Raw genomic sequence first — 10,691 nt, forward strand, 5'->3', positions numbered from 1 at the left:
CCCAGCACACTGCCAGTGCTTCTGGGCAGTGATGCGGATGGATTTAGGCAATTTGGGGGCTATTTCCCAATCAGCAGGCCCCAATCAGCAGGCTGGGCGCAACCGCACCAGACCCCAGCCGAACAGGTCATCCTTTCCGGCTAACCCAAGATCGGTCGAATAGCGCTGCATGCTGCGGCGAATAAGGTCCGGGTCCAATTTGAACCCGGCCTTTAAATGTAGGCCCACCATGGCGGTTATAAAGGGTGCGGCAAAGGATGTGCCGCTTTGGGCCATCAGCCCGTTTGGGGTGTCGGTTGGTATATTCACACCCGGTGCAGCAAAATCGATATACTTTCCCTGATTGGCAAATTGATACAGATGCATCGAATCATCAATCGCTGTGACCGAGAACGTATCAGGATGGGCGGCGGGCCAGGCAGGGGGCGCACCCGCCCCATTATTGCCAGCGGCGGCAACCAACAGTATGCCTTTTTCCAATGAACGCTTGATCGCCAATCGCATGATGACGTTATCCTGACCGGCAATCGATAAATTGGCGACCTGCACCCCTTGTGTAACCAGCCAATCGACGGCACGGATCATGGCGGCAAGGTTACCAACATCCTTGCCGTTGCGACGCTCAAATATATTGGCCGCATACAGTTTCGCACCGGGCAAAAGGCCACCACCATAGTTGGGGAGTTTGCGCCCAATCAACAGGATCGCGACGGCGGTCCCATGATTTTCCGCCGCTGGCAGGCGGCCAGATTTCAGGAAGCTTTTATAGACCAGGTTCTTACCGCGTAATGCGGGATGGTTTTCGTCCACGAAGCCATCGATCTGGCCCAGTACAATGCCTTTCCCGCATGTGTCTGGAACGATGCCCCATCCCGACAGATTGCGTGAATAATCAAATGCTTGCGCTGTTTGCACCCGCGCGCCGCCGGACAAATCCATCAGGTCATTTGTTCCAACTGTCAAATTTGGGAATTGCCGTGCAAAATATTCCAGTGCGTCGGGTACGCTCATTGCTTCTGGAATTTTGAATTGGGCAAGGATCATTTCAAGCCCTGACAGGGTGTCTTTGCGCATCAGTTTGAAACCGGCAGATTCCATAGCAGCCAGATCCGTGTCTGTCGGGTCAACCACAAGGATTTCACCTGGCTCAATTGCGCGCTGGCTTTCTTCACCCAGGCCATTGGGTCTTTGTGTATCGTCCGTCCCTTCCCTTACCCCTGTGACTTTGCCGTCCTTATCATATTCCAGGATGCTCCAATTTTGCGCATATGCGCCCGTGGTGGTGAGCGTGATACAGAACGTTAGGGCATACAGCAGGCGGATGGACCATTGGGTCACAATAGGGTTCCTTGCGGGCTGCCGGAGGCTTCTGGTGCTTCTGATACCAGGGGGGGTGTTTGGTCGATCAGGGACAGCCATTCTTCCTCACTGAGGATGGTTACTCCCAGTTCTTGTGCCTTTTTTGCCTTGGACCCGGCATCTGCACCGATCACCACATAGTCCGTTTTTTTGGACACAGACCCGGAGACCTTTGCGCCCAGGGATTCCGCCCGCGCCTTGGCTTCCCCCCGGCTCATCTTTTCCAAGGAACCCGTAAAGACGACGGTTTTTCCGGCGATGGGGGAATTGCCTGCCTGGGGGGCGTCTACATCGGTGATGTGAAGTTCGGCAACCAGGTTGTCCAGCACGGTGATGTTATGGGCCTCATTAAAAAAGGCCGACAGGCTGTCTGCTGCGGCCATGCCAACGGTATCAATGGCTACCAGTTCGGCATAATGTGGGCCGATCAGATCTGGCTTTTTCTCATCAGGCTTGGCCTTGCGTTCGGATGCTACGGCCTGCATTGCGTCACGCCATGCGGTAAAGGACGTGTAGCTGCGCGCCAACAGTTTGGCCGTGGTCTGACCAATGTGACGAATGCCCAGGGCGAACAGGAACCGGTCCAGGGGGATTTCCTGGCGGCTTTGTATTGCATTGAAAAGGTTGGAAACGGATTTCTCCTTCCATCCTTCCCGCCCCAGAATGGTATCGCGATAGGCCACCAGCTTAAAGATATCCGCAGGTTCCTTGATCAGGCCTTCGCCCCAGAATTCCTCAATGCTTTTGGTGCCCAGACCTTCAATGTCAAAGGCGTCTCGGCTGACGAAATGCTTCAGGCGCTCAACGGCTTGGGCATCACAGATCAGCCCACCGGTGCAGCGATAGACGACTTCACCCGCTTCGCGTTCCACCTCGCTGTTGCAGACCGGGCAATGGGTCGGGAATTCGAAGGGCGCGCCGCCGCCATCGGCGGTCACTTCCAATACTTGGGGGATCACATCACCCGCCCGCTGGATGCGCACCGTGTCGCCCGCTTTCACGCCCAATCGGGTGATTTCGTCATGATTGTGCAAGGTCGCCCGCGATACCACGACGCCCCCGACCGTGACGGGTTTAAGATTTGCAACAGGCGTCAATGCCCCGGTGCGACCGACCTGGATGGTGATTTCTTCAATCACTGTTTCCGCTTTTTCTGCGGCAAATTTATGCGCAATGGCCCAGCGTGGCGCGCGACTGACCTGACCCAGGCGTTCCTGCCAATCCAGCCGATCGACCTTATAGACCACCCCATCAATATCGAAGGGCAGTTCGCCCCGCTGATGTTCGATCAGCCGGTAATGATCCATGATGTCATCCAGGCTGTGGCATAGGGTTGTTGGATGGTTTAATGTGAACCCCAGCTGTTTCAGGCGGTCTCTGGATTGCGATTGCGTTGGCCCCAGCGGTTCCGACAAATCCCCCCAGGCATAGCCAAAGAAGTGCAGGGGCCGCTGTTTCGTGATGGATGGATCCAACTGGCGCAGGGACCCGGCAGCGGCATTGCGGGGATTGGCGAAGGTCTTATTGCCCGCCGCTTCCTGTCGTTCGTTCAGGGCCAAAAACTCATCCTTGCGCATATAGACTTCACCGCGCACTTCCAGAACGTCCGGCCAGTCACTGCCCGCCAGGGTTTCGGGCACATCGGCCAGGGTGCGCATATTGGCGGTAACATCTTCGCCCTCTGTGCCATCGCCGCGCGTTGCGGCATAGATCAAACGCCCCTTTTCATAGCGCAGCGACGCAGACAGGCCGTCGATCTTTGGTTCTGCCAGTATGGCAAGCTCTTCCGCATCGCCAAGGCCCAGAAACCGGCGCACGCGGGACAGGAATTCGGCGACATCCGGTTCTGAAAAGGCATTGCCCAGGGACAGCATCGGCTTCACATGGCGGATTTTACCAAAGCCGGATTTCAGCCCGCCCCCGACTTTCAGGGAAGGGCTGTCTTTGCGCACCAGTTCCGGAAACTGCGCCTCTATCGCATCATTGCGGCGGCGCAGGGCATCATAATCCGCATCGGTGATTTCCGGTGCGTCTTCCTTGTGATACCGCGCATCATGATAGGCGATTTCCATCGCAAGGCGGGCCAGTTCCGCGCGTGCTTCCCGTTCAGTCAGCTCAGACACGTCCTTTTGTTGGCTCATGGATGGGTCTCTTCCATCAATCGGTCCGCTGCAGCGCGGGCCTCGTCGGTGACTTCCGCCCCGGACAGCATGCGGGCCAGTTCCTCCCGGCGGTGATGCGGGTCCAGACTGTCGACCGATGTGGCAGCGCGCCCATCTTCTGCGGTCGCCTTGGCGACCCGCCAATGGGCCGCACCCTTGGCCGCGACCTGCGGGGAATGGGTCACGACCAGGACCTGAAGGCGCTCCGCCAATCGTCCAAGGCGTAGACCAACGGCGGCAGCAGTTGCCCCGCCGACGCCTGCATCGACCTCATCAAAGACCAGGGTCGGTACGGTCCCAACCTCTGCCAGGGCGACTTTAATCGCCAGAAGAAACCGGCTTAACTCACCCCCCGATGCGATCTTGTCCAGGGGTCCCCCCGGCATGCCGGGATTGGTTGTCACCGTGAATCCTGTTCTGTCGCGGCCCGCAGCCCCCCAGCGGGATGGCTCCAGTTCGACAATTTCAGTGGTGAACCTTGCACGTTCCAGGCGCAGGGGCGGAAGTTCCGCATTGACGGCGGCATCCAGCTTTTCCGCAGCAGCGCGGCGTTTAATGCTCAAGATCTCCGCAGCTTTTTCATAATCGGCACGGGCACGATCAGCCTTTTCCGTCAGGTCAGCCAGTTTCTCTTCCCCCGCATCGATCAGGGCGATGCGTTCAAAGAAATCATCCCGCAGGCGCGCCAAGTCATCGACGGGGACATTATGCTTGCGCGCCACATCGCGCAGGGCGAACAGCCGTTCCTCAATATTCTCCAATGTCGTGGAATCAGCATTCAATTGCGATCCAATGCGGTTCAGCGTCGCGATGACCTCAGCCACTTCTACAGATGCCCGTTCCAGCCCCGAAAGCGGATCATTCAGTTGCTCGCCCATCTTGTCCGCCATGCGATCCAGTGCCCGCTGGGCCTGGCGCAGGCCTTGATCAGCCCCTTTGGGACCGGTCAGATACTCAACCGCACTGGTGATCGCCTCAGTCAGGCGTTCTGCATTTTGCATCATGCTGCGGTTTTCAGACAGTTCTTCCTCTTCGCCCTGCTGGGGGGCCAGCTTGTCCAATTCATCTGCCGCAAACCGCAGATAGTCTTCTTCCTGTCGTGCTGCTTCCGCAGCGGCCTTGGCGCGGTCCAACGCCTTTCGGGCCGCCTGCCAGGCGGTATAGTGTCGGGCGACGGCCTCGCGTTCCATCGTCAGGCGGCCATAGGCATCCAGCAGGTCTATATGGGTGTTTGGGTCCATTAAGCCGTGCTGGTCAAATTGCCCCTGCACCTCAACCAGTCTCTCCCCGATTTGCTTCAAAAGGGCGATGCCAACCGGCTCGTCATTTATAAAGGCCTTGCTGCGCCCATCTGCGGATACAGTGCGACGCAGCAGCAGTCGGTCTTCATTGGGAAGATCGTTTTCCTGAAGCAGGGCGTGGACGGCATGATCAGGGGGCAGGTCAAATTCTGCGGTAACGGACGCGCGTTCGGCCCCAGGGCGCACCAGCTTGGCTTCTGATCGGCGGCCCAGTGCAAGGCCCAGTGAGTCCAGAAGAATAGATTTACCCGCCCCGGTCTCGCCCGTCAGGACAGACAAGCCGCTGGAAAAACTCAGCCGAAGTTTATCGATTAAAACGATATCTCGGATGGTTAGACTCGTCAGCATGGCGCGCCGTTCTAAAAGATCCAGGACCAGGTCCAGCTCAGCCAGGAATTGTCTTCCGGCTTATCCAAATTTTTTCCTTCCAGCAGCGCATAGGAGTCTGAATACCAGTCGCTGCCCGGGAAGTTATACCCCAAAACCGATGCGGTGCGCTCAGCCTCCGGCCGGATACCCAGGGCGACATAGCTTTCGACCAGCCGGTGCAGGGCTTCGGGTACATGGGTTGTTGTTTCATAGTCCCGGATCGTGGTGGTGAACCGGTTAATCGCGGCCAGATATTCCCCCTGGCGTTGATAATATCGGCCAACGGACATTTCCTTGCCGGCCAGATGATCCCGCGCCAGATCGATTTTTAATTGTGCGTCGCGCGCATATTCAGAATTTGGGAAACGGCGCACGACATCCTGTAATGAGTCCAGGGCGAGACGGGTGATTTTTTGGTCGCGACCAACATCGACAATCTGTTCATAATAGGAAATTGCCCGCAGGTAATAGGCATATCCAATGTCACGGTTTCCGGGGTGAAGGTCTATGAACCGGTCCAGGGCGATGATCGCCTCGTCATATTTATCGGCGCGGTAATTCACATAGGCTGACATCAACTGTGCCTTGGTCGCCCAAACCGAATAGGGGTGCTGACGGTCGACTTCTTCAAAGGAAGCAACGGCGCCGGTATAGTTTTGCACCTCCAGCATGTCCATGGCTTCGTTGTACAATTCTTCAACCGGACGTTCGACATAGACCGGTTCTTCATCGGAACAGGCCGTCAATGCCAGCAGCATCAAGGCCGCGATGGACAGAATCAGACGATTGGGTGAGATGAATTCTCTCAGACGCATCGGGACCGCTCATTTCTGCAGTGGGAACGAACGCACAGACTATAGCATTCCGGGCGGGGGATCAAAACGCCAATAGCGATAATCTGCGACCGATTAGCGCCATATCAAGAACCAGGATGCGGAATTGGATTAAAGGCTGGTCAGTACGGATGAACTGGGAACCAGTTCATAATTATCCGCATCTGAGAAAACAGCCCGCAGCAGGCGATTGTTCAAATCGTGACCCGTGCGGCGTCCCTTGAAATGGCCCAGGATCGGGGCACCAGCCAGGGCCAGATCGCCGACACAGTCCAGGGCCTTGTGACGGACAAATTCATCATCAAAGCGCAGACCATCCGTATTCATGATCGAATCACCATCAATCACAACGGCATTGTCCAGGCTGCCGCCGCGCGCCAGACCTGCCGCACGCATGGCCTCTACCTCGTGCAGAAAGCCAAATGTACGGGCCTGGGATAATTCCCGTTTGAAGGTCAAATCGCTGATTTCCAGGAAAATATCCTGGCGACCGATGGCGCGGCTGTCAAAATCGATCCCCATTGCCATGGTGAAGCGATGACCCGGTTCCAGCGCAGCCGTGCATAGACCATTTTCAACCGCGACGGGACGCTTGATCCGCAAGACGGAGCGTTCGGCAGCCTGTTCCACCACACCGGCGCATTCAATCAGGAAGACGAACGGTTCTGAACTGCCATCCATAACCGGCACTTCTGGTCCATCCAATTCAACCACCACATTATCGACACCACAACCAGCCAGTGCCGCCATTAGATGTTCGACCGTTGCCACTGACCCATGATGATCGTTGGCGATTGTTGTGCACATGCGTGTATCGACTACGGCGTCATACCGGGCACGAATATCCCGGGCGCCATTTTTCAGATCGATGCGACGGAACAGAATGCCCGTATTGGGATCAGCGGGGACAAGCGTCATATTGATGGTCGACCCAGAATGAAGGCCGATACCATTGCAATGGATCGGTGCCTTCAGCGTCCGCTGTAACAACCCGGTCGTTACCGAGCGGGTGGACGCTTCCATCAGGTCGCTCATACCATCCAACATTCTTATCACCGGCCTTATCTATCTCGTGTGTTGGGTTTCCGACGGTGCCCAAACATTTATTCCAGTATTCTTCACCCATCCCCCCGCAGCGACTAAGCCTACGCTAAACTCAGGTGATCGGTATGTTCGATGGATAGCACTGTGCTCTCAAAGCCTCAAATCAACTAGTGTTACATTTTGTTGCATTGTTCTGTTTCTATCCGGAAGAAATATCAGCTTGATTTGTTTGGCTTTTTTGCTCCTTCCACAGTGTATTCTTCTAGCCAGTTACGGGTATTGTTTCAAGGATGCTCCGTCTAGAATTTGTGTGAGCAAGATTTGTACCACACAAGATCAGGGACCAGACAGATTTCCGGCCGCGCCTGTTATTGGTCGCGGCCGGAATTTCTATGCAGGTGCATTAAATCTTACGCATCCAACCCCCTGATACAGGCGCTGGATGCGAAACTTGTTAGTTTGCCTGACGGCGCAAAAAGGCTGGAATTTCAAGCATTTCCTCTTCCGCCTTGGACGGCGCCAGATCCTTTTCCACAGGGTGAGACTGCGCCTGAGGGGGCGCAGCAGGGCGTTGCATTGGGGTTGGGGCCTGCTGCTGTGGGGCCGGGGCTGGCGTCGGCGATGTCCGTTCGGATCGGACAAGCGATGGTTCACTTGGCTTTGCCGGGGCCGCTTTGGCGGTGTGGTTCAAACCCAAGCCAGTAACGCGGCTGAAAAGGCTTTGCTTTTCTTTCGGTTTTCCTGCGTGTTCTCCCGCATTCATCAGGTCGGCTTCGCGAAATGGTTCCGCATTCCGTTCTGTTGCGCGACGGTTCAGTTCTTCCGGGCGAACAGGGCGTGGTGGAATGAAGGCATCCTTAGGGCGAACCGCTTGAGGGGCGGCCTGAGGCGTGGTCTGTGCCGTCTCTTTTGCCTGCATCGCAGGTGCCGCTTCCGGGGCTTTTGCTGCAGGGGCATCGAACAGGGCCGGTTCTGGAAGGTCTTCCTCCAGATCTGCATTATCGTCAGCGGCTGCCGTTTCGGTTGCGACGTCAGATTCCTGTGCCATTGTATCGGCATAAGGATCCACCTCTGCGTCGTCGTGATCATAGGTGTCCTGGTCATAGGCGGCATTATCGCTGTGGGCGGCAATATCGTCCTGTTCTGCCGCTGTAACCTGTGCGATTTCTTCAACAGAGGCTTCTTCAGCAACAGGGGCCACATGGCGAGGGCGCAGCGGGGAAACCGTTGCCTTGGACTGTGGACGTGGCATTTGAGCGGATTCGGATTCAATGCCGGTTGCGACCACGGAAACGCGCATGATGCCTTGCAGATTTTCATCAAAGGTCGAGCCGAAGATGATATTGGCGTCCGAATCCACTTCTTCCCGGATACGGTTTGCAGCTTCGTCGACTTCGAACAAGGTCATGTCCGGACCGCCGGTGATGTTGATCAGCACGCCCCGCGCGCCGGCCATCGACACATCTTCCAGCAGCGGATTGGAAATCGCGCTTTCCGCGGCCATGATGGCGCGATTGTCGCCTTCTGCCTCGCCGGTTCCCATCATTGCCTTGCCCATTTCGCTCATCACCGTGCGAATATCGGCGAAATCCAGATTGATCAGGCCCGGCATGACCATCAGGTCGGTGACGCCGCGAACGCCTGAATACAGAACATCGTCTGCCATTTTAAAGGCATCGGCAAAGGTCGTCTTTTCATTGGCGACACGGAACAGGTTCTGGTTTGGAATGATGATCAGCGTATCAACGAACTGTTGCAGTTCTTCGATGCCCTGTTCGGCGGCGCGCATGCGGTGTGCGCCTTCGAAATGGAAGGGCTTGGTGACAACACCCACCGTCAGCATACCATGATCGCGGCAGGCCTCGGCCAGAACAGGTGCGGCACCAGTTCCAGTGCCACCGCCCATACCGGCGGTGATGAAGACCATATTGGCCCCGGCCAGATGTTCCATCGCATCGGCCATGGATTCTTCGGCAGCTTCGCGGCCGACTTCCGGGCGGGCCCCGGCGCCAAGACCTTGCGTTAAGGTCGCGCCAAGTTGGATTTTCAGATCCGCCTGCGAGTGCTTGAGGGCTTGCGCATCCGTGTTGGCGACGACGAATTCGACGCCCTCCAGGTTGGAGCGAATCATATTGTTGACGGCGTTGCCACCGGCGCCACCGACGCCTACGACCACGATCCGCGGCTTAAGATCAGCATCCGTCTGGGGTGCTTGGAAGTTAATGCTCATATTCGCCTCCTTCGAGCGATGGTGTCTAACAGCCGTACTGGATTCGTGAAACGCGACAGCTGAGGCGAGTCTCACGTGATTCGCCGAAAAAGGACCGTTTTTCAGGTGCATTTTCGGACAGAATTTGCATTTTTTTGTTTGAGTGTTGCTTAAAAGCCACTAAACCACTTTCCTATATGGGCAAGGAGTCCATTCTGATTCGCAGTTGATTGAGAGGTGCTGCCCCGGGCCTCCCCACAATCGTCTACGGCGAAGTGCAAAAGGCCTGCAGCGGTCGCAAAAGCGGGGCCGCCGGTCGCTTCCGCAAGACCTGAAACTTTTAAAGGACGCCCGTGACGCACCTGTTTGTTCAGGATCCGTCCGGCCATTTCCCGAACACCTGGCAATTGGCTGGCCCCGCCGGTCAGGACGACCCGTTGACCCGCCATGCCATTGGCCCCGGACGCTTCCATGCGTTTGCGCACCAATTCGAAGGTCTCTTCCAGCCGCGGTGCAATGATGGACACCAGAAAACTGCGGGGAACCCGATTCGGAGAGGTGTCATCTTCCTCTCCAATACGCGGCGCATCGATCAATTCCCGATCATCCGACGGCGCGGGTTGGCAGGAACCATACAGGGTTTTCAACCGCTCTGCCTGTTGCAGGGTGGTTGATAGACCCCGTGCAATGTCGGATGTCACATGCTGACCCCCAACCGGGATGCAGTCCCCATAAACCGCCGCCCCTTCATAAAAGACGCTGAAGCTGGTCGTGCCGCCGCCCATGTCGATCACGGTAGCGCCCAGGTCCTTTTCATCTTCGACCAGCGCGGACAAACCCGCGGCATAGGGGGCAAGAGCGAAATCGGATACGGTCAAGTGACAACGCGCGACACAGTTCACCAAATTCTGAACGGCACTTTCATTCGCTGTGACCACATGCATTTTTACGCCCACGGTCTGGGCATGCATCGAGCGTGGCTCTTTCAGCAATGGACCGCCATCGACGGAATAACCGATTGGGATGGCGTGCAGCAACATCCGGTCCTGTAGAGCGACGCTTTCACGGGCTTCCTGCAAAAGTCTTGAAATATCAGGATCGCGAATCGCGCCACCACCGATTTGCATTTCCCGCGTCAGGGTCGTGCTGTGGGGGCGCGCACCATTGATGGACAAGACCACGTCTTCAATCGTCGTCCCGGCCATTTGTTCGGCGGAATGCACGGCAGACAGGATGGCGCGGTAAGCGCTTTCCATATCGACCACCATGCCGCCTTTCAGCCCGGCGGATTGCTGGTGGCTCATCCCCGTGACGCGAATACGTCCCGCTTCCGAGACTTCCGCGATAAAACAGCAAATCTTGGTAGATCCAATGTCTAAAGCCGTTAGTTTGCGCGTTGCCACTTTCGTTCTTC

7 protein-coding genes are annotated in these 10,691 nt (G+C 56.7%); all 7 read right to left on the reverse strand.

The annotated features are described in order from the left end of the window. Window positions 1–84 precede the first annotated feature (84 nt). The 7 genes from ACOSDM_RS03315 to ftsA all read right to left on the reverse strand — a co-directional run bounded on the left by ACOSDM_RS03315 (window position 85) and on the right by ftsA (window position 10,680). Entirely contained in the window at window positions 85–1,338 is a 1,254-nt protein-coding gene (locus ACOSDM_RS03315) for a S8 family serine peptidase (RefSeq protein WP_420723056.1), read from the reverse strand. Further along, on the reverse strand, window positions 1,335–3,500 hold the full coding sequence (gene ligA / locus ACOSDM_RS03320) for an NAD-dependent DNA ligase LigA (protein WP_420723057.1): 2,166 nt from the start codon (window positions 3,498–3,500) through the stop codon (window positions 1,335–1,337). Before ligA ends, ACOSDM_RS03315 begins: the two co-directional genes overlap by 4 nt. Continuing rightward, complete coding sequence (gene recN / locus ACOSDM_RS03325) at window positions 3,497–5,170, reverse strand: DNA repair protein RecN (RefSeq protein ID WP_420723058.1); 1,674 nt, start codon at window positions 5,168–5,170, stop codon at window positions 3,497–3,499. The genes ligA and recN overlap by 4 nt, the downstream gene beginning before the upstream one ends. 11 nt (window positions 5,171–5,181) lie before the next feature. Further along, the gene (locus ACOSDM_RS03330) at window positions 5,182–6,006 is read right to left on the reverse strand and encodes an outer membrane protein assembly factor BamD (RefSeq protein ID WP_420723059.1); all 825 of its coding nucleotides are present in this window, start codon (window positions 6,004–6,006) and stop codon (window positions 5,182–5,184) included. Between the two features lie 129 nt (window positions 6,007–6,135). Then, entirely contained in the window at window positions 6,136–7,059 is a 924-nt protein-coding gene (gene lpxC, locus ACOSDM_RS03335; RefSeq protein WP_420723060.1) for a UDP-3-O-acyl-N-acetylglucosamine deacetylase, read from the reverse strand. 463 nt (window positions 7,060–7,522) lie between these two features. Further along, window positions 7,523–9,298: a cell division protein FtsZ gene (gene ftsZ, locus ACOSDM_RS03340; protein ID WP_420723061.1), complete on the reverse strand. Its 1,776-nt coding sequence runs from the start codon at window positions 9,296–9,298 to the stop codon at window positions 7,523–7,525. A 149-nt stretch (window positions 9,299–9,447) separates the two neighbouring features. Next, on the reverse strand, window positions 9,448–10,680 hold the full coding sequence (ftsA, locus tag ACOSDM_RS03345) for a cell division protein FtsA (RefSeq protein WP_420723062.1): 1,233 nt from the start codon (window positions 10,678–10,680) through the stop codon (window positions 9,448–9,450). Window positions 10,681–10,691 lie beyond the last annotated feature (11 nt).

Origin of the sequence: Hwanghaeella sp. LZ110 (assembly GCF_048892525.1) — a bacterium.
Classification (GTDB): Bacteria; Pseudomonadota; Alphaproteobacteria; order UBA8366; family Aestuariispiraceae; genus Pacificispira.